We start from the raw sequence: 24,483 nt of genomic DNA on the forward strand, positions 1-24,483 counted from the left end.
CAAATAATGATCGCGTCGCCACCCGCTCGGGGGTCCGGGTGGCGACGCGATCAGGGGTTACATCGGGCCTGCTCAGGATTCGTTACGAGCGCCCAATGTGATCTGGATCACATTGGGCGAATATAGCACCACTCTCGCACCGTTCGAGTGGGGTACTCCGCAGTGTCGGGCCTCGCTGCTAGCGTCACTGAGCGTGAAGCAGTATCTCGACCTGCTCGACCGCGTCCTCACCGAAGGCACCCGCAAGGACGACCGCACGGGCACCGGCACGCTGTCCGTGTTCGGTCATCAGATGCGGTTCCCGCTGTCCGACGGCTTTCCGGTCACCACCACCAAGAAGCTCCACCTGCGCTCGATCTTCGGCGAGCTGCTGTGGTTCCTGCGTGGCGACACCAACATCGCCTGGCTGCACGAGCGCAAGATCTCGATCTGGGACGAGTGGGCCGACGAGAACGGCGACCTCGGCCCGGTCTACGGCCACCAGTGGCGTTCCTGGCCGACGCCGGACGGTCGCTCGATCGACCAGCTCGCCCGGGTGATCGACTCGATCCGCACCAACCCCGACTCACGCCGCCACATCGTCTCGGCCTGGAACGTCGCGGACGTCGAGGACATGGCGCTGCCGCCGTGCCACACGATGTTCCAGTTCTACGTGGCCAACGGGCGCCTCTCGTGCCAGCTCTACCAGCGATCGGGTGACGTGTTCCTGGGCGTGCCGTTCAACATCGCCTCGTACGCGCTGCTCACCTCGATGGTCGCGCAGGTCACCGGGCTCGAGCCAGGCGACTTCGTGCACACGATCGGGGACGCCCACCTCTATCTCAACCATGTCGACCAGGCGCGGCTGCAGCTCAGTCGCGAGCCCAAGCCGCTCCCCCGGCTGGTGCTCAACCGGGACATCAAGGACATCGACGCCTTCGAGCTCGAGGACATCTCGCTCGAGGGCTATGTCGCCGACCCGAGCATCAAGGCTCCGATCGCCGTATGAGCTCGGGCTCCTCGCACATCACGCTCATCGCGGCGATGTCTCGCAATCGCGTCATCGGCAAGGACGGCGGCATGCCGTGGCATCTCCCCGAGGACCTGAAGTACTTCAAGCGCACGACCATGGGCCACCCGATGATCATGGGCCGCAAGACTTTTGACTCGATGGGTGCACTCCCTGGCCGCCGCTCGATCATCGTGACGCGGCAAGCCGACTGGTCCGCTGACGGCGTTGAGACCGCCACCTCACTCGATCACGCGCTGGCCCTGGTCGACGGCCAGGACGTCTTCGTGGTCGGTGGTGCGCAGATCTACGAACAGGCGTTGCCCTTCGCCGACCGCGTCCTGCTGACCGAGATCGATCGCGATGTCGAGGGCGACACCTCCTTCCCCGTGCTCGATGCCGTATGGCGCGAGGCAGCTCGCGAGGAGCGCGAGGGTTTTGCCTGGGTCACCTATGAGCGGACTCCGCCGCGGGCGACGTACGACCTCGGCGAACGCGTTGGCGCGGGTGCGGTTCAGCGCATGGGCGCCGGCGCAGCAGTCATGCGCGATGGGCGGCTGCTGTTGACCCGTCGGTCGGACAACGGCTTGTGGTGCCTGCCCGGCGGCGGCGTCGAGGCAGGCGAGCGCTGGAGCGAGACCGCCGTGCGCGAGGTGCGGGAGGAGACCGGGCTGGAGGTCCGCGTCACGAGCCTTCTCGGCGCCTGCACCGACCCCGATCGGGTCGTGGTCTACCCCGACGGCGAGCGCGTGCAGATCTACGACGTCAGCTTTCGCGCAGAGGTTGTGGCAGGCGAGGCAGGGCCGACCGATGAGGTCAGTGAGGTCGGCTGGTTCGGGAGGGCCGACATCGCTCGGATCCCGGTTCTCCCTCTGCACCGGCACCTGATCGACGCGGCGTTTGCGCCCCAGGACCCACCAATCTGGTCCTAGGCCAACCGAGCCCGGACCAGGGCGGCGCTGCCTTCGACCGTGCTCGACCAGGTGATGCCACAGGTACTTCAGCTCCTGCAGTGTCTGCACCTCGTCCCCGTACCGCGACCACTCAGCCGGATCCCGTAGGACCGCCTGCACCGCGCGTCCGACGAGCTCGGCGTCCAGCTGCTGCTCCCTTCGCGCGAGGCGCTCATGTGCGTCCTGCGCAAGTTCCGGTGAAAGGGACGTCCGGAACTCCGGGTCCAGTGCGGTCGGCTCCAGCTGATAGCCGGGGTGCCACTCGAGCGGGACGTCGTATCGACTGCTGAGCCTCTCGAGATGGCTCGCCACCGGTGAGTGCTGGAACGACGGGTCGACGACCACAGCCACCACGTCGGTCGCCAGGTCGATCGGGCTGTGGATCTGTGCCTCGATGTAGCGATCGAGCCGGCCGCTCCCGTCGTGCTGCCCGGCAACCTCAGGCATCTCATCCCGCTGTGCCGCCGCGAGCACCGCGCCGAGCTCATCCCACACTCCTACGGCTGTCGGCTCGGTGGCGCTGTCGCCCCAGGTGTACGTCGTCCGTTCCAGCATGTGCGGACCCAGCCGCAGGTGACATGACCCGAACCTCGGGCAGGCACCCTCGGCATAGCCCACGAGATCCAGACCGCCGTAGCGCGGCCGCTCGCTCGGGTCAGCACGGTCGTACGCACCCGCGAACATCGTGTGTTCCCAACGAGTTCGGGCACCCTCGATCACAGCGTCGAGGCCGCCTGCAGAAATGCCGGTCTCGAACTGTGTGCGATAGACACCGTCGGCCGCCAACGACTCGGCTGCCGTACGACCGTCCCGCGATGGCCGGTCAGGGTGAAAGTTCACCGTCAGTACGGCGTGCTCCCGAGCCCGTCTCGTGACCACGCGATCCAGGTCAGCGGCCTGGTCTCGAGCAAGGTCGCGAACGTGCTCGATGGCACGCTCTGACGGTCGACGCATTCGAACATTCTGGCTCCTGCGCTGAACCGCTCCGTGGCCGGGCAGGACTGTTGGATGCTGGGCCCCGATACCTGCTCGGAGGAGCGCGCCTCCGGGTTCGATGGCATAGTCAGCCGGCAAGGGAGAAGCATCCGGCGGGTTGCCGCGGAGGGGCGGCGGTGTCATGCGTGTCGCGGTAGAGCTGAGGCAGTTCCTGCCGATCCTGAGGAGTCGCCGACTCGCGACCGTTCTGGGCGGCGAAGGCCTCTCCATGATCGGAGACACAGCCTTCGAGGTCGCCCTCGCCTGGATGGTGATCGAGACGACCGGATCTGTCGGCGCGCTCGCCGGCATCCTCCTCGCGCACACGGTTCCCCGCGGCGCGCTGCTGCTGCTCGGCGGCGCGTACGTCGATCGGTTCTCGCCACGCCTCGTGATGGGGATATGCCATGTGGTGCGGGCTGCGCTCATGGCCGCGTTGGCAGTACTGACATTCATTGATCGCGCTGAGCTGTGGCACCTCTACGGAGTGGCCTTTGTCATGGGCACGTCAGCAGCGTTCTTCACTCCGGCGAGCGAGTCGGTGCTACCTGCGATCGTTCCCGAGGAGCAGCTCGATCGAGGAAATGCCTTGCAGGGGCTTGCGGAACAGATCTCTTACATCGTTGGACCCGTACTCGGTGGACTCCTCACCGCAGCCGACGGCAGCTGGCTGGTGTTCGCACTCAATGCCCTGACGTTCGCTGTCGCCGCAGTGACGGTTAGGTGGGCACCGAGAGCACCGAGTGACCAGCCGTCACCGAGAGTGAGGGAGGTGATCCGCGACATCGGTGAGGGACTTAGACACGCTCGGCGGACGCGAGAGGTACGGCTGGTGCTTCTGGTGATCAGTGCTGCCACTCTGAGCTACAGCGGACTCTTTGCGGTCGGTCTGCCGATCCTTGCGCGCTCGATGAGCGAGAGCGCCATGGCACTCGCCCTGATGGTGTCGGGGTGGGGAGTCGGCCAGTTCATCGGTGCGCTCTGCGCCGTGGTCACCGGGCTTCCTCGGCGTTGGGGTCTGCTCATCATCGTCATGACCGTCGCGGAAGGCGCAGTGTTCATCGCGCTGGGCTTCATGCCGTCGGCCTGGGCAGCGGCCCTCATCCTGTGTCTGCTGGGAATCGGCGTCTCCTACAGCAGCGACGTGGCCCTGCCGACCTTCATCCAGACGACGACTCCTGCGCACCTCCTCGGGCGGATCAGCGCAGTCATGCAGGTGCCGCGAGTCGTCCTTGAGCCCCTGTCCATCGCACTCCTCGGAGCAACGCTCCACTACTCGCTGCAGTGGGGCTTCGCGCTGTGTGCAGTGCCGGTTCTCCTCGTGGGCCTCGTCCTCGCACTCGACCCGTCGGCCCGCCGCCTGAGCGCGACGAAGGACCGAGCCGTTCAGGCGTCGTAGTCGAGCGTGACGGTGTCGGTGACCGGGTGGGCCTGGCACGCGAGGACGATGCCGGCCGCGATCTCTTCCGGCTCCAGTGCGTAGTTGCGGTCCATCCGGACCTCTCCCTGGACGACCCGCGCACGGCAGGTCCCGCACACGCCACCCGTGCAGCTGAAGGGCGCATCCGGCCGCTCACGCAGCGTGGCGTCCAGGATCGACTCAGCCTTGCTGGGCATCTCGACCTCGGTGGAGCGACCATCCAGGTTGATCGTGACCACGGCCTCGGCCGGCGCGCCGGGCTCGGTCACGATGACCGGCGCCGGCTGTCCGACCTCGTCGACGTGGAACACCTCGTGGTGGACGTGGCTGTCACCAACACCGTTGTCCCGCAACAGCTCTCGTGCGCCTTCAACCATGCCGAACGGGCCACAGAGGTACCACTCGTCAACGGCGTCGACAGGGATGAGCGCGCCGAAGAGCCGCTCCAGCCGCTCCTTGTCGATCCGCCCGTTGAACAGCTCGACTTCCTGCGGTTCGCGCGACAGGACGTTGATGAGGTGGAAGCGACCGGCGTACGCGTTCTTCAGGTCCTCGAGCTCTTCGAGGAACATGATCGAGTCGGTGCGCCGGTTGCCGAAGATCAGCGTGGCCCGCGAGCTCGGCTCGTCCTCGAGAGCGCTCGCCAGCAAGGACAGCACGGGCGTGATGCCCGACCCGGCCGCGATGGCGACATGGTGGCGGGACAAACCAGGGTCGGTCGGGCAGGTGAATGCACCGAGCGGCGACATGACCTCGATCTCGTCGCCCGGCTTGACCTTCTCGTTGAGCCAGGTGGACATCACGCCCCCGGGCACCCGCGCGGACCCGACGCGAACTTCCTTGCGCAGCAAGGCTTCCGAGCGGGACAGGCAGATGGAGTAGGAGCGGCGTACGTCCTCGCCGTCGATCGTCGCGCGAAGAGTCAGGTGCTGGCCAGGAGCGAACTCGAACACCGACGCCAAGTCGTCGGGCACGGCGAAGGAGATCGCGACGGCCTCGTCCGTGAGCTGTTGGACATGGCTCACCGTGAGGGTGTGGAAGCGCGGCCGGGTGCGGGCCGGAGTGCTGATCAGAGCAGTCATCAGAGGGCCTTGAACTCCTCGAACGGCTCGCGGCACGATACGCACCGACGGAGCGCCTTGCACGATGTCGACCCGAACCGGGAGAGCTCCTCGGTGTCCGTCGAGCCACACAGCGGACAGGTCACCTGACGGACGCTGAGGCCCACAGCAACAGGGCCGTCCTTCAGTACATGTGGTGGAGCAATCCCGAAGCGTGCCAACGCATCTCGGCCATCAGCGGACATCCAGTCCGTGGTCCAGGCCGGAGACAGCTGCATCGAGACGTCCGCCTCGTAGCCGTGATCGGCAGCCACTCGCTGAATGTTGGCGCGAATCGCCTCCATCGCCGGACAGCCGGAGTAGGTCGGAGTGATCACGACGCGCAGGCGGTCGCCGTCGAGGTCGACGGACCGCAGGATCCCGAGGTCGTCGATCGTGATGACCGGGACCTCAGGGTCCGGGATCGCCCGGACCGCGGCGAGGACATCCACCGAGCTGGTCGCGACGGCCGTCACCACTGCGCTCCCGGGTGTGACCGGGCGATGTGCTGCATGTCGGCAAGGAGATGCCCCATGGCCGACGAGTGCGCGCCCGTGCGGCCACCTCGTGAGCGCCAGCGCGAGTCGTTGGGCAGCGTCAAGGTTGCCTCATCCACCACTGCACCGACACGAGCGACCACCGCGTCATGAAGACCCGACGGCGCTACACCACGCCCGGCCTCAGCAGCCGCGAGAGACACCGCGTCGTCGTCGAACAGCTCTGCCAGATAAGGGAGTACGGCCTCGAGGGCCGTCTGCATCCGGTCGTGGGACTCGAGCGTGCCGTCACCCAGTCGCAGCACCCACTGGGTTGCGTGGTCGCGGTGATAGGCAACCTCCTTGACCGCCTTGTGAGCGACCGCCGACAGGACCTCGTCCTCGGAGGTCAGGAGGGCGGCGTACAGCTCCGCCTGATAGCTGGAGAACCACAGCAGCCGTGCCATCTCGAAGGCGAAGTCACCACGTGGCTGCTCGACCAGCTGGACGTTGCGGAACTCCCGCTCGTCGCGCAGGTAGGCGAGGTCGTCCTCAGTCCGACCGGACCCATCCAGCTCTCCCACCCGCGTCAGCAGCGCGCGAGCCTGACCGAGCTGGTCGAGGCCGATGTTGCCGAGGGCCATGTCCTCCTCGATCTGTGGCGCGCGTGAGATCCACTCCCCCAGTCGCTGCGCGTAGATCAGGGCATCGTCTCCGAGCTGCAAGCAGTAGGCCGCGGCCAGCGAATCGCCTTCAGGGACAGTCGTGTCCGGCGCGCGTCCCACCCAGGTCGTGTCCCCGCTCACAAGTACTCCACGTCCTCGGGCACGTCGTAGAACGTCGGGTGGCGGTAGACCTTGTCCGCCGCCGGATCGAAGAACGAGTCCTTCTCATCCGGGCTGCTCGCTGTGATGTCATCCGCCTTGACGACCCAGACGGACACGCCTTCCTGGCGGCGGGTGTAGAGGTCGCGTGCGTTGCGCAGCGCCATCTCGGCGTCCGGTGCGTGCAGCGAGCCGACGTGCAGGTGTGAGAGCCCTCGCTTACCCCGGACGAACACCTCGTACAGCGGCCATTCCGAAGTCATGCCACGGCCTCCTTCGCGCGTGCTGCGACCTTGTCGGCGTACGCATTCGCCGCCTCCCGGACCCACGCACCCTCATCGTGGGCGCGCACGCGGTGCTCGATGCGCTCGGCGTTGCACGGTCCGTCGCCCTTGACGACGCGCCACAGCTCGTCGAAGTCGATCTCGCCGAAGTCCCAGTGGCCCCGCTCGTCGTTCCAGCGCAGGTCGGGGTCGGGCAGCGTCAGGCCGAGCTTCTGGGCCTGCGGGACGGTGATGTCGACGAACTTCTGACGCAGGTCATCATTGCTGAACCGCTTGATGCCCCAGGCCATCGACTGCTCGGTGTGCCCACCGGGAGCCGCGGCATCGCCGGTGTCGGGCGGACCGAACATCATCAGCGCCGGCCACCACCAGCGGTCGGCAGCGTCCTGGGCCATCGCGTGCTGCTTCTCGGTCCCGCGCGCCAGGGTCCACAAGATCTCGAAGCCCTGCCGCTGGTGGAAGGACTCCTCCTTGCAGACGCGGATCATGGCGCGGGCGTACGGCCCGTAGGAGCACCGGCACAGCGGCACCTGGTTCATGATCGCGGCGCCGTCGACCAGCCAGCCGATCGCACCCACGTCGGCCCACGTCAGGGTCGGGTAGTTGAAGATCGAGGAGTACTTCTGCCGCCCCGTGTGCAGCTTGTCGAGCAGCTCGCTGCGGTCCACGCCCAGCGTCTCGGCCGCGCTGTAGAGGTAGAGCCCGTGGCCGGCCTCGTCCTGCACCTTGGCCATCAGGATCGCCTTGCGCCGCAGGGACGGAGCACGCGAGATCCAGGCGCCCTCGGGCTGCATACCGATGATCTCGGAGTGCGCGTGCTGAGCGATCTGGCGGATCAGCGTCTTGCGGTAGTCGTCCGGCATCGCGTCACGCGGCTCGATGCGCTGCTCCGCCGCGATGAGGTCATCGAAGGATCCCGGCTGCGTACGACGCTGGGTCGCCGTCGGAAGCAGCTCGTCCAGTGCCCCGCCCTCCGCTGCGTTGAGCGGTTCGGAGCCGGGGCCGACGTCGTTGCTGTCCATGCTCACAGGATGCCTTCTATGACAAGAATACGCAATTCTGTATCCAGACTGTCATATGGCCCGCGGCTTGCGAGACTGGCCGCCATGACCACCGACCTCCCCGCTGCGGACGCCGCCGTCCGGACCGCCCGTCCCGCCGATGCGGCAGCCGTCGGTGAGGTCCAGAGCAGGGTGTGGCGGACGGCGTACGCCGGTCTTCTGCCTCGCGAGGTGCTCGACACCTTCGAGGCCGAGGCCTTCGCGGACATCTGGAGTCGCTCGCTCGCCGAGCCCCCGACCTCTCAGCACCGGTTGCTCGTGGCCACCGCCGGCACCGATCTCGTCGGCCTCGCCGCGGTCGGACCGACCGACGTCGCCGGCCGCGGCGAGCTGCTCGTCCTCGGCGTGGCCCCCGAGCACCGTCGGGTCGGCCACGGTTCACGTCTGCTCAACGCAGCCGTGGATACGTTGCGCGCCAACGACTTTCGCGAGATCGAGATCTGGGTGGCCGTGGGCGACGAGACGACGCGAGCCTTCCTCGAGTCAGCCGGACCGCAGCCCGACGGCGCATGGCGCGACCGGGAGGTCGCCGAGGACGGCACGACCGCACGCGAGGTACGACTGGTGGCCTCGATCGTCGGCACATGACGGCCGAGGACTCCACAGCGACCTCGAACACACGGCGTAAAGAGGTCGTCCGGCAGAGCCTGTCTGTCGCGGTCGCCACAGGTCTCTACGGCGTCAGCTTCGGTGCCCTGTCCGTCGCCGCGGGACTGTCCACCTGGCAGACCGTCGCGCTGTCGGTGCTGCTGTTCAGCGGTGGGTCGCAGTTCGCACTCGTCGGCGTCGTCGCGGCCGGCGGTGCGGGTCTGTCCGCGGTCGCCACGTCAACCCTCCTCGGCGTCCGCAACGGCCTCTACGGTCTGCAGGTCAGCCGTCTCCTGGAGGCACGCGGCTGGCGCCGGCTGGTAGCCGCACACCTGACGATCGACGAGTCCACCGCTGTCGCGGTCGTCCAGCCTGAGCGGGAGATGTCGCGCACCGGATTCTGGTGGACCGGGCTCGGCGTCTTTGTCGGCTGGAACTTCACGACCTTCGTGGGCGCCATGATCGGCAACGCCATAGGCGACCCGAAGACGTACGGCCTGGATGCTGCCGCCGTCGCCGCCTTCTGCGCGTTGCTCTGGCCGCGGCTCGGCTCTCACGAGGCTCGCGGCGTCGCCCTCGCCGCAGCGGCCATCGCGCTCCTGCTGGCTCCGCACTCGGCGGCCGGTGTCCCCGTGCTCGCCGCCGCGGCCGCAGCCGTGCTCGCGGGTCTGCTGCCGCGCAGGAGCACGGCCCCATGAATACCTGGGTGATGGTCCTGGTGGCCTGTGGAGCGGCGTACGCGCTGAAGGTGCTGGGCTACCTCGTGCCCGCTCACCTGCTCGAAGGCCCGATCGTCTCGCGGGTCGTACGGCTGCTGCCGATCTCCCTGCTGGCCGGCCTGGTCGTCGTGCAAGCCTTCGTCGGAGACGGAGGACGACTCGAAGTCGACGCGCGCGCCGCCGGGTTGGTGGTGGCCATCATCGCGCTGCTCCTGCGAGCGCCGTTCATCGTGGTGGTCGTGCTGGCTGCTGCCACCGCAGCAGGTCTGCGAGCAGCCGGAATCGGCTGACCGCCTGCTCCCAGCGGGCTACATCGTCCTACCGGTGCAGCTGGACGAGGGCCACTGCATAGGCGGGCAAGTCGAAGGCGTCGGTCGGCCGTACGAGGTCGTGCTGGATGCCGTCTCCGCGAGTCCGCAGGAGCGCGGCGCAGCCGCGGGCACGATAGCCGCGAAGTGCCAAGCGGGTTCTGACCGGGCCTGCGCTGCGATTGACCAGAAGGATCGCGAGACTGCCGTCGGGCTCGCGGACTGCGTGAGTCGCGATCGCTCCGGTCGTGGATCGGCCGATCAGCCGACCGCCGGGCCGTGCGACGGCGCTGACCAGCTGTTGTGCGTAGTAGGTGGGAAGCCTTGTGCCGACAGGTGATTCGCAGGTCTCCTGACAGTTGCCGGTGGACAACAGGCCGAGGTCCGCGGTGGGTGAACCGCGTTGCAGAGCCGAGTACAGACCGAACCAGTGCACCTCACGGGCTCCGGCGGCCAGCAGAGCGAGCTCGGTGTCCGCGAGGTAGGCAGCGTTGCTCTGGGTTGCGCTGTAGGGCATTGCGGCCGGCGCCGAGTTCACCTCACCGGCAAGAATCCGCACGTGATGGCCCTGGCGGCTGTTCGTGTCGAGCGTTCGGCGCAGGCTGGCGATGGCAGGACCAATGTTGGCGACGCTGGCCAGCTCTGGGCCGATCGTCCAGTCGGGGTTGTCGTACGTGCCCAGCCAGTGCACATCCGCGAAGTCGACGGCGCTGGTCAGGCCCGACGTCGCCGCGACCTCCTTGGTCCATGAGTTGAAGTACCGCAGCCGTGCGCTCGTCGGCGAGCTGCCCGTCAGCCAAGCAGGGTCCAGAGCAAGCAGCTCGACTCCGATCTGGACCGTCGGTCCACGGCCTTCATCGCCTTGCTGAACGCGATGACGTTCCGCGCATAACAACGAGCGTTGACCGCGGCCGACTCCCGCCCGCCCGTCAGCGGTACGCGCCGGTCCGGCTCGGTGTACTGGTCGTTGTAGACCTCCTCGCCGATGATCCAGTTGCGTACGCCGTACCCGCGTTCTCGGTTGGCGTACCTCACCCAGGCCGCCGCTTCCGCAGGAGTGCCGGTGCCGTAGTTGACGTGAACCGTCGTGTGGGCACCAGCGGCCCTGGCCACCGCTTCGAACTGGTCGAAGGTGTACTGAGGCGGGGCAGAGGCATAGCTGTAGCCACCGAGGGCAGCCGTGTCTCTGGCCGCGTCGGGATCAGGCCGCAGGGTATTGGTGCGCCAGTCGTAGAGGTCGGTCTGTCCGCCGGAGTCGAAGTTCAGGTCCTCGATCCCGGCCTGCCAGATGCGCCGCGCTGTGATCGGCGCCGTCAAGCCCGGATTCCACACCGGGTCGTCGGCACCGATGACCGTCGCGGGCAACCGGCGCACCACGTCCTTTGCGTTGACGCGCACGACCGTGACGGAGTGCGCCTCGTTCGCCCCTGCGACAGCCGAAGAACTGAGTCCGAGCACGGTGATCATCGCGCACACGACACTCTTGGCACCCAGGACCAACGTCTCAGTCATGGCGCCCAGACTGCTATCAGCGGCGACCTCGAACCAGGCCCACTCGTCCTGCGCCCCGCAGGACGAACGTCCTATGGAGCTCGGGACCGCACAATCTCACCGCGCCGATCAGCACGGTTGGCTCCAGTCAGACATCCGCCGGTGCGCGCTCCGGCTCGGGCGCGTTCGTGCGCGCCGCGCGCCGGCGTGCGATCAGGGCTCGGCCGACCTCGATGAGAGCCGAGGCGACGAGCGCCATGCCGATGCCGAGCATCAGCCCCTTGAGCGGCTCGTGCTGGAAGGCCGCTCCCCCGATATAACCCATCAGGCAGCCGTGAACCGCCCACAGGAAGACGCCCAGGCTGTCGAAAGCGGTGAACCGGCGTACGGGATAGCCCGTTGCTCCGAGCACAAGGGTGGTGGCGATTCGGCCCCAGGGGATGAAGCGCGCGATGACGAGGGTCATGCCACCGCGCTTGTCCAGCATCGTCTTGGCGCTCGCGATCGCTCTGCCGCGGCGGCTGTCGGGCGGGACCGCGTCCACTCGCGAGGCGAGCCGGCGACCGATGAAGAAGGTGAGGTGATCACCGATCAGGGCGCCGAGACCGGCCGAGAGGATCACGGCGACGACGTTCGGAGTGCCGTCCGAGCCGGCGTACACACCCGCCATGATCAGCGGCGCCTCGCTCGGAAAGATCGGCACCAGGGCATCGAGCAACGACATCCCGAACAACGCCGGATAGACCCAGACCGAGCCCATCATCTGCTCGACCCAGCTCAGGATCTGATCGATCACGTCCCCACCACGCCCCGCATGGCGTCACGCTAGGTCGGCCAGGCGACCAGCACCTGAACTCCGGATGTCCTACAGACCCAGGTAGTGCTCGAGGCCGACGGTCAGCCCCGGGTGCCCGGCCACGTCGCGTACGCCGGTCAGCACGCCGGGCATGAAGCTCACCCGGTCGAACGAGTCGTGTCGGATCGTGAGCGCCTCACCGATCGCACCGAAGGCGACCTCCTGGTGTGCGACGCGGCCGCGAAGGCGCAGCGCATGCACGGGTACGCCGTCCACGCGGGCCCCACGAGCGCCGTCGGGATCCGTGGTCGTCGCGTCGGGGACGTCTCCGAGTCCGGCCTCACGTCGCGCCTCGGCAATGAGTGACGCGGTCCTCGCCGCGGTGCCGGACGGTGCGTCGACCTTGTCCGGGTGGTGGGTCTCCACGACCTCGACGGACTCGTAGAACCGGGCGGCCTGCCGGGCGAACGACATCATCAGCAGCGCGCCGATCGCGAAGTTGGGCGCGATGAGCACTCCGACCTCCGGCTTGGCCGCGAGCTGGTCGCGCAGCGCGGCGAGCCGTGGGTCGGTCCAACCCGTGGTGCCGACGACAGCGTGCACGCCCTGCTCGACACAGTGCGCGATGTTGGCCGGCGAGGAGTCCGGCACAGTCAGCTCGACTGCGACCTGCGCACCGCCGAGGTCGCCGAGGTCGTCGCCGACGTCGAACCGGCCCACGAGCTCGAGGTCCTCCGCAGCCTCGACCGCCTGGCACGCCTGCGAGCCCATGCGGCCGGATGCGCCGATCACGGCCACCTTGATCAGATCAGTCACGACGCCCAGCCTACGAGGGCTGCCGCAACCCGGACCGACGGGCCACGGCGGGCTACCAGTGGATGCCAGGGATCAGGCGTACGGCATCGCGCGCCAGTCCAGCGACACCCGAACGCTCCGCGATCCGACCGACCGGACGCGCGGCCCGCCCGACCCGGTCGCGGACGTTCAGCGCGATGTCGAACGTGTCGCTGCCGGCGTCGTTGCCACCGTCGGCGCTACGGGTGGCGCCCGTCGACGCGGCGGCCGCTGAGTCCGGGAACATCAAGAACATCTGGTGCTGGATGAAGGCCGTCAGCGACGGCGTCAGGAAGTGGCCCACGGTCGCCAGGCTGCCCAGGGGCGTGTCGATGCGGCGCGGGTGCTCCGCGATCGCCTTCACCACGATGGCGGCAGCCTTCTGTGGCGTGAGGACGTTCATTCGGTCATAGGTGTCGGTGGCCGCGATCATCCGGGTACGCACGAGTGGCATGTGGATGTTGGTGAACGTGACGTGCTGCGAGACGGTCTCGCTTGCGGTGACGTCGCTGAACGCATCGAGCGCCGCCTTGGAGGCGACGTACGCGCCGAAGCGCGGACCCTTGGCGAGCACACCGATCGTCGAGACATTGACGACGCGTCCGAACTTGCGCTCGGCCATCTGCGGCAGCAGCTCGAGGGTGATGTGCACTGCCCCGAAGTAGTTCACGGCCATGGTGCGCTCGTAGTCGTGCAGCCGGTCGGTCGCGTTCAGCGTGGCTCGCCGGATCGAGCGGCCGGCGTTGTTGACGAGGACATCGACGTGGTCGTGGTCCGTCAGGATCGTCTTGACCACCACGCTGACCGAGTCCGGATCGGTGAGGTCGCACGCGTAGGCGTGCACGTCGCCACCCTCTGCCCGCAGCTCGGACTCGGTGGCCTTCAGCTCGAGCTCGTTGCGGGCCAGGATGATGACCTTCGCGCCCTTCGACGCGCACAGCCGTGCCGACTCCTTGCCGATGCCGGAGGAGCCGCCGGTGATCACCACGTGGCGTCCGTCGAGCGGCCCACCCGGTCCGGGTCTGCGGTGCCGGTCGGGATCGAGCTCACGCTCCCAGTAGCCGTAGAGCGCCGGGGCGTAGTCGGCCAGGTCGGGCAGCGCGACGCTGAGTCCGGCCAGGGTGTCGATCGTGCGGTCGGCGTCGAAGCGGGTGCGCAGGTGCAGGGCATCGAGCAGAACCGGCGGGATGCCGAGCTGCTGGGCGAACAGGTCCCGGCCGGTCCGCAGTGGTGCGCGACCGCTGAGATCCATTGCGGCTTGGGCGATTTCGCGAGGCAGCACGCCGATGCCGCGCGGACCACCGATGGCCGGGGCGAGCGCGTTGTAGAGCTCGGTCATGCTCTGCGGCCGAGGACTGGTCAGGTGCCACACGCTGCGGTCCGGCTGCGGACGCGTCATCAGCGCGACGATGGCGTCGGCGACGAAGTCGACCGGGACGACGTTGGTATCACCCATCTCGGGCAGCAGGACGGGCAGCGCCGCAGGCAGCCGACCGAGCTGCCTCAGCAGCCCGAAGAAGTAGTACGGGCCGTCGATCTTGTCCATCTCGCCGGTGCGGGAGTCCCCCACGACGACGGCCGGCCGGTAGACCTGCCAGTGCAGGCCGTCCGCGCCGCGGACGAGCTGCTCGGCCAGGAACTTGGTGCGGTGGTAGGGCGAGGGGAAGTGCTGCCCGAGATCGAACTGATCCTCTGAATAGCTCCCGTGGTAGTCGCCGGCCACTGCGATGGACGAGACGTGGTGCAGCACCGCACCGAGCCCCAGAGCCAGGTCGATGACCGACGAGGTGCCCTCGACGTTGGCCGCCTGCTGGCTGTCCGCATCGGCAGTCATGTCGTAGATCGCGCCGAGGTGCAGGATGTGCTCGATCCCCATGGGTGCGCCACTGGGACCGAGCCCCAGCCCGGGTGCTGTGAGGTCCCCGACGAGGGCATGCACGCGGTCACCTCCCGGCCACCCGCTCGCCAGCCTCGTCAGTCGGGAGACCGAGGACTCGCGTACGAGGACATGGACCTCAGCGGTCGCGTCCGCCTCGAGGAGACGCGGCAGCACGTGCCTCCCGATGAAGCCCGTGCCTCCGGTGATCAGATAACCCGTCATCAGCCCATCCTTCGCGGTCGCGGCGGCCCAAGGTTACCGGTGCGTAACTTTCCTGGGAAGGCCCCGCCCACATGAGCCGATGTCACAGCCCAGAACCCGTGGCCAAACCGGATGCCATCGTGACCTGAGGAGTGGCCCGACCGGTCACTCCTCAGGCGCCTTGGTACCCCTAGACCTGAGCAGCGGCTCGATCGGTCGCTCCTCAGATGCCCCAGGCTGGCCGAAGGCCCGGCACCCACAGGGGTGCCGGGCCTTCGGTTCGTGCGTGAGACTGCGCCGTCAGGCGTCCTCGGACACCGCACCAGCGTTGACGGGCTCGGCGTCGGCCGAGCCGCCCTCGGCCTTGTCGCCACCGTCGTTGCCGCGACCGCGACCACGACCACCGCGACGACGACGCTGGCGCTTGCGCTCCTCGCCACCGTCCTCGGAGTCGCTGTCACTGTCGTCGGACGGCGCGTCGGCACCCTGGTCGGCCGGAGCCGCCGCAGGAGCGTCGTTGACCGGAGCCTCGGCAGCAGGAGCGTCGTTGACCGGAGCCTCGGCAGCGGGCGCCTCAGCGGCCGGAGCGTCGGTGGCCGGAGCGTCGTTGTTGCCCGCACCGGCCTCCTCGACCACGGCGAGCGAGAGCTTGCCGCGCGGGTCGATCTCCTTGAGCTCGACCTGAACCTTCTGGCCGATCTTCAGGACATCCTCGACCGCGTCGATCCGCTTGCCACCGACGAGCTTGCGCACCTCGGAGATGTGCAGCAGACCGTCCTTGCCCGGGAGCAGCGAGACGAACGCACCGAACGTGGTCGTCTTGACCACGGTGCCGAGGAAGCGCTCCCCGACCTCGGGCATCTGCGGGTTGGCGATCGCGTTGATCGCCGCGCGCGCAGCCTCGGCCGAAGGACCATCGGTCGCGCCGATGTAGACGGTGCCGTCGTCCTCGATGGAGATGTCGGCGCCGGTGTCCTCCTGGATCTGGTTGATCATCTTGCCCTTCGGGCCGATGACCTCACCGATCTTGTCGACCGGAACCTTGACCGCGATGACGCGAGGAGCGAACGGGCTCATCTCGTCGGGCGCGTCGATGGCCTCGTTCATGACGTCCAGGATGTGCAGACGCGCGTCGCGGGCCTGGGTCAGCGCGCCGCCCAGCACGTCGGCGGGGATGCCGTCGAGCTTGGTGTCGAGCTGGATGGCCGTGACGAACTCGCGCGTGCCGGCGACCTTGAAGTCCATGTCGCCGAAAGCGTCCTCGGCTCCGAGGATGTCGGTGAGCGCGGCGTACTCGGTCTTGCCGTCGACCTCAGCCGAGACCAGACCCATCGCGATACCGGCAACGGGCGCGCGCAGCGGCACACCGGCGTTGAGCAGGGCCAGCGTCGAGGCGCAGACCGAACCCATCGAGGTGGAGCCGTTGGAGCTGAGCGCCTCCGACACCTGGCGGATGGCGTACGGGAACTCCTCGCGCGTCGGCAGCACCGGCATCAGGGCACGCTCGGCGAGCGCACCGTGACCGATCTCGCGACGCTTCGGCGAACCGACTCGACCGGTCTCACCGGTGGAGTAGGGCGGGAAGTTGTAGTTGTGCATGTAGCGCTTGCGGGTCACCGGCGACAGGGTGTCCAGCTGCTGCTCCATGCGCAGCATGTTGAGCGTGGTGACACCCATGATCTGGGTCTCGCCGCGCTCGAAGATCGCCGAGCCGTGCACGCGCGGCAGCACCTCGACCTCGGCGCTCAGGGCGCGGATGTCGGCCAGGCCACGGCCGTCGATGCGGACCTTGTCCTTGAGGATGCGCTCACGGATGAGCGCCTTCTGGACCGACTTGAAGGCCGCGGAGACTTCCTTGTCGCGACCCTCGAAACGCTTGCCCTCGCCCGCGAGCTCGGCCTTGAGGGCCTCCTTGAGCTCGTCGAGCTTGTCCTCGCGCTCCTGCTTGGCGGCGATGGTCAGCGCGGCGCGCACCTGGTCGGTGCTGTCCTTGCTGACGGCCTCGAGCACGTCGTCCTGGTAGTCCAGGAACAGCGGGAACTCCTGAACCTCCTTGGCAGCCTTGGAAGCCAGGTCGGCCTGCGCCTCGCACAGCACCTTGATGAACTTCTTGGAGGCCTCGAGGCCCTCGGCCACGATCTCCTCGGTCGGCGCCTGCTTGCCCTGGTTCTTGACCAGGTCCCAGGTCGACTCGGTCGACTCGGCCTCAACCATCATGATCGCGACGTCGTCACCGACAACACGACCGGCGACGACCATGTCGAACGTCGAGCGCGCCGCGTCGGAGAAGTTCGGGAACGCAACCCACTGGCCGTCGATCAGCGAGACGCGAGTCGCGCCGATCGGACCGGAGAACGGCAGACCCGAGATCTGCGTGGAGATGGACGCGCCGTTGATGGCGAGCACGTCGTACTGGTGGTCGGGGTTGAGCGCGAGCACCGTGATGACGACCTGGACCTCGTTGCGCAGACCCTTCACGAAGGCCGGGCGCAGGGGGCGGTCGATCAGACGGCAGGTGAGGATCGCGTCCGTACCGGGACGACCCTCACGCCGGAAGAAGCTGCCGGGGATCTTGCCCGCGGCGTACATGCGCTCCTCGACATCCACCGTCAGCGGGAAGAAGTCGAAGCCTTCGCGCGGGTGCTTGCCAGCGGCTGTCGTCGACAGCAGCGTGGTCTCGTCATCCAGGTAGCAAAGGACTGCTCCGCCGGCCTGCTTGGCCAGGCGGCCCGTCTCGAACCGGACGGTGCGGGTGCCGAACGAGCCGTTGTCAATGGTGGCTTCGGCGAAAGTGATCTCTGGACCCTCCATGGGTCCTCCTGTTCTTCAAGTGTGCAGACCACGGATCGTCGTTGTCCGTGTGCCTTCCTTCTCGGTGGTCGTACGCCTCGGGTGACCGCTCACATGCGGGCCCGTCGGTCGTACGTCCTCCTACGCCTCAAGGCGGTCACCGCGAGGGTGACCGCCTTGAGGTCGTAAGGCATGGGGTGATCAGCGACGCAGACCCAGTCGCTTGATCAGCGCGCGGTAGCGCTCGATGTCAACGCTCTCGAGGTAGCGCAGCATCCGCTTGCGCTGGCCGACGAGGAGCAGGAGGCCACGACGGCTGTGGTGGTCGTGGGGGTGCTGGCGCGAGTGCTCGGTGAGGTCCTTGATGCGCTGCGTCAGCATCGCGACCTGCACCTCGGGCGAGCCGGTGTCGCCGTCCTTGGTGGCGTACTCGTCCATGATCTGCTTCTTGGTGGCAGTGTCCAAAGGCATGAGTCGGCGACTCCGTTTCTGTGTCGTTGCGCGGTGCTCCTGGGCATGTCCACCAGGGCGCTCTGTATCCGCGGCCGGTCTACGGCAGGACCCAGGCTAGCAGCGGCCCGTCATTCCGCCCTAATCGGCGCTCTAGGGCATCACGGGCGGCGCATTCGGGCAACCTTGGGGCGGCCCACGGCGTACACCTGGGTAGGAACAGGAGGTCCGGCATGAGGCGAGGCATGAGCTGGGTCGTGCTCGGTGCGGCTGCGCTGGTGGCGACATCGTGCGGTACGAACGACGACTCACCTGGCCGTGTGCCGGCACCGACCACGACGGAGACCTCGATGACGCAGCCCGGCAACTCCGCTGTCCGTACGGCGGTCGACGACCTGGCCCGCCGCCTCGGGGTCACGAAGACTGCCGTGACGGTGGCCACTGACGAAGAGGTCACCTGGCCGGACAGCGCAGCCGGCTGTCCTGAGAAGGGGATGATGTACGCCAGCGTGCTGACTCCCGGACGACGGGTGATCCTGCGCGTCGACGGCCGGGACTACGCCTACCTCGCCGGTCGCAGCGGGCCCCTGCGCTACTGCGCCCATCCCGGTCAACCGACGTCGGGTCGCGCCACAGATCCTGCGACCTGAGAGGTCTCACTCCAGATCGCACGGTGGTGGTGCAGGATTCGGAAGCATGGACGCGGGACTGGCGGCGGTGCTGGCGGGCTGGGGTGGTGGCGCGCTCGGCACGGTAGGAGCCTGGCTGACCGCCCGGACGGCGCTGCGGTCAGCCAGTGCGGCGCACGTGCACGAGGTCCAGGATCACCTGCGAGAGAAGCGAGCGACAGCATTCGCCGCGATGGTCCGTGGCACGTGGAGCGCGTTGTCCAGGTCTCAGGCCCTGAGCAGGTCGACTCCCGGCACCATGTTTCCTGACGGACCGCCCTCGCAGGCCGAGATCACCAACGTCTACGACGCGTACGCCGTGGTCGAAGAGCTGAGAGTCCTCGCCGCAGATGCCTCGATCATCGCCGACGACGCCACCGCGCGCGAGGCGCGCCTCCTCCTGCTGGAGATGGAGAACGTCGCCCACGCGACCCAGAACATCGTCCTCCAGGCCGCCATCACCCTGCGGAACGAGCAGCCCCGTCCGGAGTCCAGCCAGTCCCCCGACTCAGTGCGCGAGCGGATCCGCCAGGCCGAGGAAAACGTGCGTGCCTTCGAGGCGACTGCTCGTCGGCTGACCGTTCCAGATCCTGCGACCTGAGCCCTCCGACGACAGGTAGCCCGGAAGCCTGGGCAAAGCCGGTTCGGGTGTGCTCGCATGGACTCATGAAGAAGCTCATCAACGACCCCAAGGACGTGGTCGTCGAGGCCCTGCGCGGGATGGCCGGCGCACACCCCGATCACCTTCGTGTCGACCTGGACAACAAAGTGATCTACCGCAAGGACGCACCGGTCAAGGGCAAGGTCGGCCTGGTGTCCGGCGGCGGATCCGGGCACGAGCCCATGCACGGCGGCTTCGTCGGACTCGGCATGCTCGACGCCGCCTGCGCCGGTGAGGTCTTCACGTCTCCCGTGCCGGACCAGATGGAAGCGGCAACGCAGGCGGTCGACGGTGGCGCGGGCGTCCTGCACATCGTGAAGAACTACACCGGCGACGTGATGAACTTCGAGATGGCGGCCGAGATGGCCGATGCGGACAGCGGCGTCGAGGTGCGCACGGTCGTCACCAACGACGACGTCGCGGTCAAGGACTCGCTCTACACGGCCGGCCGCCGAGGAGTCGGTGTCACGGTGCTGCTCGAGAAGCTCGTCGGTGCCGCCGCCGAGGAGGGCCGGCCCCTCGCCCAGGTCGCCGATCTCGCGACGAGGATCAACGAGAGCGGCCGCAGCATGGGCCTGGCGCTCACCTCGTGCACGGTGCCGGCGGCCGGCAAGCCAACCTTCGAGCTCGGTGACGACGAGTTCGAGCTGGGCATCGGGATCCACGGTGAGCCCGGCCGCGAGCGCAAGGCCATGGCACCGGCGCGAGAGCTCGCCGAACAGCTGCTGGAGCCCATCCTCGACGACCTTCCCCGCAGCAGCGGTCAGCCCGTCATCGCGTTCGTCAACGGCATGGGCGGCACTCCCCTGCTCGAGCTGTACCTCATGTTCAACGAGGTCAGCACGATCCTCGAGAAGGCCAACATCCCGATCTCGCGATCGTTGGTCGGCAACTACATCACCTCGTTGGAGATGGCCGGCTGCTCGGTGACTCTGCAGACGGCCGACGACGACCTGATCCATCTCTGGGACGCGCCCGTCAACACTCCCGGCCTGAGGTGGGGCGCCTGATGGCGACTCAGGACCGGTTCGTGGAATGGCTGGGCGATCTCGCACAGACCATGGCTGAGTCGCAGGAGCACCTCACCGAGCTCGACTCGGCCATCGGCGACGCCGACCACGGCAGCAACATGGCCCGCGGTACGGCTGCCGTCGCCGAGCTCCTCGACGGCGAGTTCCCTGATACCGCAAGCCTTCTCAAGAAGGCTGGTATGACACTGGTCAGCACGGTGGGTGGGGCGAGCGGCCCGCTCTACGGCACCTTCTTCATCCGGCTCGCCGGGCCGTTGGCGGGCAAGTCTGATGTGTCCGCAGCTGAGCTGGGCGCCGCGTTGCGGGCCGGCGTGGACGGCGTACTCCAACGAGGCAAGGCCGAGCCGGGCGACAAGACGATGTACGACGCGTGGGCACCCGCGCTGGCGGCCTACGACGAGGCGGTCACCGGCGGGTCGGACCTCGGGCCTGCGCTGGGGGCTGCTGCCAAGGCAGCAGCCGAGGGTCGCGACGCGACTGGTCCGCTGGTCGCGAGGAAGGGCCGCGCCAGCTATCTCGGCGAGCGCAGCGCGGGTCACATCGACCCCGGCGCCGCGAGTACGACGCTGCTGCTGGAGTCCGCCGCCCGCACGCTGCGCTGAGGCCGAGCCCATGATCGGGATCGTCGTGGTCTCCCACAGCAGGGCGCTGGCGGAGGCTGCGGTGGCGCTGGCCGCGGAGATGGTCGATGAGGCCGGTCGCCCGACCACGGTCATCGCGGCCGGGTTGGACGACGGCTCGTTCGGCACCGACGCCGTGGCCGTCGCCGAGGCCCTTGTCGCCGCCGACAGCGGGGACGGCGTGCTCGTGATGGTCGACCTCGGCAGCGCCGTGCTGAGTGCCGAGATGGCGCTGGAGTTCATCGACCCCGACACCGTTGCACGGGTGCGACTCACGCCTGCGCCGCTTGTCGAGGGTCTGGTGGCCGCCACGGTGGCCGCCTCGACTGGCAGCGGTCTCGCGGCGGTCGCGGCCGAGGCCGAGCGAGGACTCACAGCCAAGGAGTCGCATCTCGGCGAGCCGACCGAGGGTGCGGCGACGGACGGGGAGACCGCCGCTCCGTCGTACGACCACCAGTCCGAGATCGTGGTGCCCAACGCGCACGGTCTGCATGCCCGCCCGGCCGCCGCTTTCGTCCGCCTGGTCGCCGGCCATGACGCGGACGTGCGCGTCCGCAACCTCGACTCCGGCCGTGGTCCGGTCGATGCGCGCAGCCTCAGCGGCGTCGCGACACTTGACGCGCGACAGGGCCATCGTCTGCTCGTCGAGTCCACCGGATCCGGCGCAGTCGACATCCTGCGAGCGCTGGAATCCTTTGCGGCACAAGGGTTTGGCGATGACATCGACGCCAGCTCTCCTTCTTCTGCGAGCGCCGAGCCAACTCGTGGTTCGGGTCTGGACGTCGCGATCGGGCCGGCACTCGTCGTGGGCCGAGCGGTGGACCTGAGCTCGTACGCGCCCCAGGAGCCTGCCGGCGAGCGGCGGCGTCTCGACGAGGCGCTGGCTGCCGTACGCGCTCGGCTCGGCACGCTCTCGCGGGACGCTGCTGCGCAGCTCGGCGAGGACGCCGGTGCGGTGTTCGAGGCACACCTCGCGATGCTCGACGACCCCGGCGTGCTGACCCCCGTGCGCGCCGCTGTGGACAGTGGGGTGCCTGCACCGGAGGCGTACGCCGATCGGATGGACTCCCTGAGCGCTGAGTTCGCGGGGCTCGCCGATCCCTACCAGCGTGAACGGGCGCAGGACGTCACCAGCGTCCGCGACCGGGTGCTGGCCGCGCTCTCGGGTGTGCCTCTCGATGACGTGCCTGACGGTCAGGGTGTCCTGGTCGTGGAGACGCTGGACCCAGCCACTGCGGCCGCGCTCGATGCAACGCAGATCATCGGCGTGGTCACCCGGTCCGGTGGTGCGACCGGGCATGGCGTTCTGCTCGCCCGGGCACGCGGCATCCCGCTCATCGATGACGTCCACGAGGCCGAGGGCGTCGCTACGGGAGACGTCGTGGCGTTCGACGCGTCATCACGACGGTTCGTCGCCCGGCCCGACGAAGCCACGACCCAGGAGTTCGAGCGGCTCGTGCGGGACCGGACCGGCGAGCGCGACGACGCGGTCGCCCACGCTGATGAGCCTGTCGTACTCGCGGACGGCACCACGGTGCACGTCATGGCCAACATCGCGTCCGTCGCCGATGCGCGTTCCGCCGCTGAGCTCGGCGCAGATGGCGCAGGGCTGCTGCGTACGGAGCTGCTGTTCGCCGACCGGGGAGAGATGCCGTCCGTGCGGGAGCAAGCGGAGGCGTACGTCGAGGTCGCGCGGGCGCTCGGCGGTCCGATGACCATCCGGACCTGGGACGTCGGCGCGGACAAGCCGTTGTCGTACTTGCCCCTCCCCCGTGAGGACAACCCGTTCCTCGGACGGCGCGGGCTGCGCGCCTTCGAGGACGCACCAGGGGCGCTCGTCGACCAGCTCGAGGCGGTCTGCCGGGCCGCGGCTGAGGCGCCGAGCCCGATGCGGGTGATGTTCCCGATGGTGACGACGCCGGACGAGGTGGACTGGGCGCTCTCGCGACTGGACGAGGCCGCGGAGCGGGTCGGTGGGCGACCGGACAACCTGCAGGTCGGCGTCATGATCGAGGTGCCGGCCGCGGCTCTCACCGCCGCGGAGATCACCAGGCGTCTCGACTTCGTCAGTATCGGCACCAACGACCTCACCCAGTACGTCATGGCCGCCGAGCGCGGCAATGGCGGCGTCGCACACCTGCTGGACCCCGGCAGCCCCGCGGTGCTGCGCCTGATCGAGATCGTCTGCCGCGAGGTGCGCTCGGGCGTCGAGGTAGCCGTATGCGGTGATGCGGCAAGCCGGCCAGACCTTGCAGAACGCCTGGTATCCCTCGGCATTCGAGAGCTGAGTGCGAGCCCTCCCGCCATCCCCGTGGTCAAGGCGAGGTTGCGCCGAGCCGCGCTCGATTCGTGACCCAGGCTCGGTGGTGGCACACTGACCAGCCATGACGCCACGCAAGAAGGCGGTCGGGCCTACCGAGCGCGAGCGCTACGAGGCCGAGGTCGCCGCCTATGTCGAGGCCGGCGGCAGTGAAGACGTCCAACGCGTCATCACGGCGGTCCACGGACTGCACCGCCGCCTGTCGCAGTGGTACACCCAATCGCTGACCGATGTCGGCCTGTCCGGCGGCGAGTGGGGCGTGATCTCCCAGCTGGCGACCGCACCTCATGGCACGGTCATGACACCGACCCAGCTGGCGAGCGCCGCAGCGGTCGCACCGTCCTCGATGACGCATCGGCTCGACAAGATGTCCGATCGCGGCCTCATCAAGCGGACCCCCGACCTCGAGAAGCGCACCCGCGTCCTGGTGACACTCACCGAGGCCGGCTGGCAGATGTTCCAGCAGGTCGTGAAGAACTCCGACGTCGTGGAGTCGGACGTCCTCGAGCGGCTGACCTCAGCGCAGCGGGACCAGCTCGCCGACCTGCTCGAGCTGGCCATCACCGGCGTGGACGACGCCCTCGCCACCTGACGATCAGCCCTGAGGGAACCAGATCCCGATCTCGCGCTCGGCGGACTCCGTTGAGTCCGAGCCGTGGACGATGTTCTGCTGAACGGCCAGACCCCAGTCGCGACCGAGGTCGCCACGGATCGAACCCGGCGCAGCCTCAGTCGGATTGGTCGCTCCAGCCAAGGAGCGGAAGCCCTTGATGCAGTCCTGGCCCTCGATGACCACGAAGGTCGCCGGGCCTGACGACATGAAGTCCACCAGCGGCTCGTAGAAAGGCTTGCCCTCGTGCTCGGCGTAGTGCTGAGCCAGGCGGGCCTTGTCAGCGGTCTCGACCTTGAGGGCGACCAAGGTGTAGCCCTTGGCCTCGATGCGGCGCAGCACCTCCCCGGTGAGTCCGCGGCGGTAGCCGTCGGGCTTGACGATGACCAGGGAGCGCTCGATCTGTGCAGTCACGGTGGAGACCCTATCCGGGGCC

At 68.4% G+C, this 24,483-nt stretch carries 25 protein-coding genes and 1 pseudogene; 12 read left to right on the plus strand and 14 right to left on the minus strand.

Annotation, left to right across the window (positions count from 1 at the left end; genetic code table 11):
- Positions 1–193 precede the first annotated feature (193 nt).
- Positions 194–988, plus strand: coding sequence for a thymidylate synthase (locus VV02_RS18160; RefSeq protein ID WP_052593782.1), 795 nt, complete (start codon positions 194–196; stop codon positions 986–988).
- Positions 985–1,920: a dihydrofolate reductase gene (locus tag VV02_RS26965; protein WP_218917439.1), complete on the plus strand. Its 936-nt coding sequence runs from the start codon at positions 985–987 to the stop codon at positions 1,918–1,920. The genes VV02_RS18160 and VV02_RS26965 overlap by 4 nt, the downstream gene beginning before the upstream one ends.
- A gap of 102 nt (positions 1,921–2,022) precedes the next feature.
- Here VV02_RS26965 and VV02_RS27465 read toward each other — a convergent pair.
- Positions 2,023–2,820, minus strand: a pseudogene (locus VV02_RS27465) (DUF3626 domain-containing protein); the annotation flags it as partial.
- A gap of 325 nt (positions 2,821–3,145) precedes the next feature.
- Here VV02_RS27465 and VV02_RS18180 point away from each other — a divergent pair.
- Positions 3,146–4,315, plus strand: coding sequence for an MFS transporter (locus tag VV02_RS18180; RefSeq protein ID WP_218917440.1), 1,170 nt, complete (start codon positions 3,146–3,148; stop codon positions 4,313–4,315).
- Here VV02_RS18180 and paaE read toward each other — a convergent pair.
- From paaE to paaA, 5 genes are read right to left on the minus strand one after another with little or no spacing between them, the layout of a single operon-like run.
- Positions 4,303–5,418: a 1,2-phenylacetyl-CoA epoxidase subunit PaaE gene (paaE, locus tag VV02_RS18185; RefSeq protein ID WP_052593789.1), complete on the minus strand. Its 1,116-nt coding sequence runs from the start codon at positions 5,416–5,418 to the stop codon at positions 4,303–4,305. The genes VV02_RS18180 and paaE overlap by 13 nt on opposite strands.
- The gene (paaD, locus tag VV02_RS18190; RefSeq protein WP_157063452.1) at positions 5,418–5,915 is read right to left on the minus strand and encodes a 1,2-phenylacetyl-CoA epoxidase subunit PaaD; all 498 of its coding nucleotides are present in this window, start codon (positions 5,913–5,915) and stop codon (positions 5,418–5,420) included. The genes paaE and paaD overlap by 1 nt, the downstream gene beginning before the upstream one ends.
- On the minus strand, positions 5,909–6,718 hold the full coding sequence (gene paaC, locus VV02_RS18195) for a 1,2-phenylacetyl-CoA epoxidase subunit PaaC (RefSeq protein WP_083450265.1): 810 nt from the start codon (positions 6,716–6,718) through the stop codon (positions 5,909–5,911). The genes paaD and paaC overlap by 7 nt, the downstream gene beginning before the upstream one ends.
- Positions 6,715–6,999: a 1,2-phenylacetyl-CoA epoxidase subunit PaaB gene (paaB, locus tag VV02_RS18200; protein ID WP_052593791.1), complete on the minus strand. Its 285-nt coding sequence runs from the start codon at positions 6,997–6,999 to the stop codon at positions 6,715–6,717. Before paaB ends, paaC begins: the two co-directional genes overlap by 4 nt.
- On the minus strand, positions 6,996–8,042 hold the full coding sequence (paaA, locus tag VV02_RS18205) for a 1,2-phenylacetyl-CoA epoxidase subunit PaaA (RefSeq protein WP_083450266.1): 1,047 nt from the start codon (positions 8,040–8,042) through the stop codon (positions 6,996–6,998). Before paaA ends, paaB begins: the two co-directional genes overlap by 4 nt.
- A gap of 84 nt (positions 8,043–8,126) precedes the next feature.
- On the opposite strand from paaA, the gene VV02_RS18210 reads away from it, so the two are divergent.
- From VV02_RS18210 to VV02_RS18220, 3 genes are read left to right on the plus strand one after another with little or no spacing between them, the layout of a single operon-like run.
- Positions 8,127–8,669, plus strand: coding sequence for a GNAT family N-acetyltransferase (locus VV02_RS18210; RefSeq protein ID WP_052593793.1), 543 nt, complete (start codon positions 8,127–8,129; stop codon positions 8,667–8,669).
- The gene (locus VV02_RS18215) at positions 8,666–9,367 is read left to right on the plus strand and encodes an AzlC family ABC transporter permease (protein WP_052593795.1); all 702 of its coding nucleotides are present in this window, start codon (positions 8,666–8,668) and stop codon (positions 9,365–9,367) included. Before VV02_RS18210 ends, VV02_RS18215 begins: the two co-directional genes overlap by 4 nt.
- Positions 9,364–9,678, plus strand: a complete 315-nt coding sequence (locus VV02_RS18220; protein ID WP_052593797.1) for an AzlD domain-containing protein — start codon at positions 9,364–9,366, stop codon at positions 9,676–9,678. Before VV02_RS18215 ends, VV02_RS18220 begins: the two co-directional genes overlap by 4 nt.
- 28 nt (positions 9,679–9,706) lie before the next feature.
- Here the strand turns inward: VV02_RS18220 and VV02_RS18225 are convergent, their stop codons facing one another.
- The 7 genes from VV02_RS18225 to rpsO form a co-directional block, all read right to left on the minus strand.
- Entirely contained in the window at positions 9,707–10,591 is an 885-nt protein-coding gene (locus VV02_RS18225; protein WP_169787715.1) for a hypothetical protein, read from the minus strand.
- A complete protein-coding gene (locus VV02_RS18230) occupies positions 10,489–11,208 on the minus strand; it encodes a hypothetical protein (RefSeq protein WP_052593802.1) in 720 nt (239 codons plus the stop codon). The genes VV02_RS18225 and VV02_RS18230 overlap by 103 nt, the downstream gene beginning before the upstream one ends.
- 127 nt (positions 11,209–11,335) lie before the next feature.
- Positions 11,336–11,983, minus strand: coding sequence for a DedA family protein (locus VV02_RS18235; RefSeq protein ID WP_052593804.1), 648 nt, complete (start codon positions 11,981–11,983; stop codon positions 11,336–11,338).
- Between the two features lie 69 nt (positions 11,984–12,052).
- Complete coding sequence (dapB, locus tag VV02_RS18240) at positions 12,053–12,799, minus strand: 4-hydroxy-tetrahydrodipicolinate reductase (RefSeq protein ID WP_083450267.1); 747 nt, start codon at positions 12,797–12,799, stop codon at positions 12,053–12,055.
- Positions 12,800–12,851: 52 nt separating this feature from the next.
- Positions 12,852–14,918 (minus strand): SDR family oxidoreductase, encoded by a 2,067-nt coding sequence (locus tag VV02_RS18245; RefSeq protein ID WP_052593806.1) that lies wholly within the window; start codon positions 14,916–14,918, stop codon positions 12,852–12,854.
- 279 nt (positions 14,919–15,197) lie between these two features.
- Entirely contained in the window at positions 15,198–17,708 is a 2,511-nt protein-coding gene (locus VV02_RS18250; protein ID WP_052593807.1) for a polyribonucleotide nucleotidyltransferase, read from the minus strand.
- A 180-nt stretch (positions 17,709–17,888) separates the two neighbouring features.
- Complete coding sequence (gene rpsO, locus VV02_RS18255; RefSeq protein ID WP_052593809.1) at positions 17,889–18,158, minus strand: 30S ribosomal protein S15; 270 nt, start codon at positions 18,156–18,158, stop codon at positions 17,889–17,891.
- Between the two features lie 212 nt (positions 18,159–18,370).
- Between rpsO and VV02_RS18260 the strand changes: the two genes are divergently transcribed.
- The 6 genes from VV02_RS18260 (at position 18,371) to VV02_RS18285 (ending at position 24,029) form a co-directional block, all read left to right on the plus strand.
- On the plus strand, positions 18,371–18,787 hold the full coding sequence (locus VV02_RS18260; RefSeq protein WP_157063453.1) for a hypothetical protein: 417 nt from the start codon (positions 18,371–18,373) through the stop codon (positions 18,785–18,787).
- Between the two features lie 46 nt (positions 18,788–18,833).
- The gene (locus tag VV02_RS18265) at positions 18,834–19,406 is read left to right on the plus strand and encodes a hypothetical protein (protein ID WP_052593814.1); all 573 of its coding nucleotides are present in this window, start codon (positions 18,834–18,836) and stop codon (positions 19,404–19,406) included.
- 65 nt (positions 19,407–19,471) lie between these two features.
- On the plus strand, positions 19,472–20,476 hold the full coding sequence (gene dhaK / locus VV02_RS18270) for a dihydroxyacetone kinase subunit DhaK (RefSeq protein WP_052593816.1): 1,005 nt from the start codon (positions 19,472–19,474) through the stop codon (positions 20,474–20,476).
- Positions 20,476–21,099, plus strand: a complete 624-nt coding sequence (dhaL, locus tag VV02_RS18275) for a dihydroxyacetone kinase subunit DhaL (protein ID WP_052593818.1) — start codon at positions 20,476–20,478, stop codon at positions 21,097–21,099. Before dhaK ends, dhaL begins: the two co-directional genes overlap by 1 nt.
- A 10-nt stretch (positions 21,100–21,109) precedes the next feature.
- The gene (ptsP, locus tag VV02_RS18280) at positions 21,110–23,470 is read left to right on the plus strand and encodes a phosphoenolpyruvate--protein phosphotransferase (RefSeq protein WP_083450268.1); all 2,361 of its coding nucleotides are present in this window, start codon (positions 21,110–21,112) and stop codon (positions 23,468–23,470) included.
- A 31-nt stretch (positions 23,471–23,501) separates the two neighbouring features.
- Positions 23,502–24,029 (plus strand): MarR family winged helix-turn-helix transcriptional regulator, encoded by a 528-nt coding sequence (locus VV02_RS18285; protein WP_052593821.1) that lies wholly within the window; start codon positions 23,502–23,504, stop codon positions 24,027–24,029.
- 3 nt (positions 24,030–24,032) lie between these two features.
- Here the strand turns inward: VV02_RS18285 and ndk are convergent, their stop codons facing one another.
- Positions 24,033–24,461, minus strand: coding sequence for a nucleoside-diphosphate kinase (gene ndk, locus VV02_RS18290; RefSeq protein ID WP_052593823.1), 429 nt, complete (start codon positions 24,459–24,461; stop codon positions 24,033–24,035).
- Positions 24,462–24,483 lie beyond the last annotated feature (22 nt).

It is taken from the genome of Luteipulveratus mongoliensis (assembly GCF_001190945.1).
In the GTDB taxonomy this organism is placed as follows: Bacteria; Actinomycetota; Actinomycetes; order Actinomycetales; family Dermatophilaceae; genus Luteipulveratus; species Luteipulveratus mongoliensis.

Excerpts from the sequence above, each read along its gene's own strand:
- VV02_RS18210 (WP_052593793.1), top strand. The coding sequence starts at position 8,127 with ATGACCACCGACCTCCCCGCTGCGGACGCCGCCGTCCGGACCGCCCGT.
- VV02_RS18265 (WP_052593814.1), top strand. The coding sequence starts at position 18,834 with ATGGACGCGGGACTGGCGGCGGTGCTGGCGGGCTGGGGTGGTGGCGCG.
- VV02_RS18230 (WP_052593802.1), bottom strand. The coding sequence starts at position 11,208 with ATGACTGAGACGTTGGTCCTGGGTGCCAAGAGTGTCGTGTGCGCGATG.
- dhaK (WP_052593816.1), top strand. The coding sequence starts at position 19,472 with ATGAAGAAGCTCATCAACGACCCCAAGGACGTGGTCGTCGAGGCCCTG.
- ptsP (WP_083450268.1), top strand. The coding sequence starts at position 21,110 with ATGATCGGGATCGTCGTGGTCTCCCACAGCAGGGCGCTGGCGGAGGCT.
- paaB (WP_052593791.1), bottom strand. The coding sequence starts at position 6,999 with ATGACTTCGGAATGGCCGCTGTACGAGGTGTTCGTCCGGGGTAAGCGA.
- VV02_RS18245 (WP_052593806.1), bottom strand. The coding sequence starts at position 14,918 with ATGACGGGTTATCTGATCACCGGAGGCACGGGCTTCATCGGGAGGCAC.
- rpsO (WP_052593809.1), bottom strand. The coding sequence starts at position 18,158 with ATGCCTTTGGACACTGCCACCAAGAAGCAGATCATGGACGAGTACGCC.
- VV02_RS18220 (WP_052593797.1), top strand. The coding sequence starts at position 9,364 with ATGAATACCTGGGTGATGGTCCTGGTGGCCTGTGGAGCGGCGTACGCG.
- dhaL (WP_052593818.1), top strand. The coding sequence starts at position 20,476 with ATGGCGACTCAGGACCGGTTCGTGGAATGGCTGGGCGATCTCGCACAG.
- VV02_RS18180 (WP_218917440.1), top strand. The coding sequence starts at position 3,146 with ATGATCGGAGACACAGCCTTCGAGGTCGCCCTCGCCTGGATGGTGATC.
- VV02_RS26965 (WP_218917439.1), top strand. The coding sequence starts at position 985 with ATGAGCTCGGGCTCCTCGCACATCACGCTCATCGCGGCGATGTCTCGC.
- VV02_RS18250 (WP_052593807.1), bottom strand. The coding sequence starts at position 17,708 with ATGGAGGGTCCAGAGATCACTTTCGCCGAAGCCACCATTGACAACGGC.
- paaA (WP_083450266.1), bottom strand. The coding sequence starts at position 8,042 with ATGGACAGCAACGACGTCGGCCCCGGCTCCGAACCGCTCAACGCAGCG.
- VV02_RS18215 (WP_052593795.1), top strand. The coding sequence starts at position 8,666 with ATGACGGCCGAGGACTCCACAGCGACCTCGAACACACGGCGTAAAGAG.
- VV02_RS18260 (WP_157063453.1), top strand. The coding sequence starts at position 18,371 with ATGAGGCGAGGCATGAGCTGGGTCGTGCTCGGTGCGGCTGCGCTGGTG.
- VV02_RS18285 (WP_052593821.1), top strand. The coding sequence starts at position 23,502 with ATGACGCCACGCAAGAAGGCGGTCGGGCCTACCGAGCGCGAGCGCTAC.
- paaE (WP_052593789.1), bottom strand. The coding sequence starts at position 5,418 with ATGACTGCTCTGATCAGCACTCCGGCCCGCACCCGGCCGCGCTTCCAC.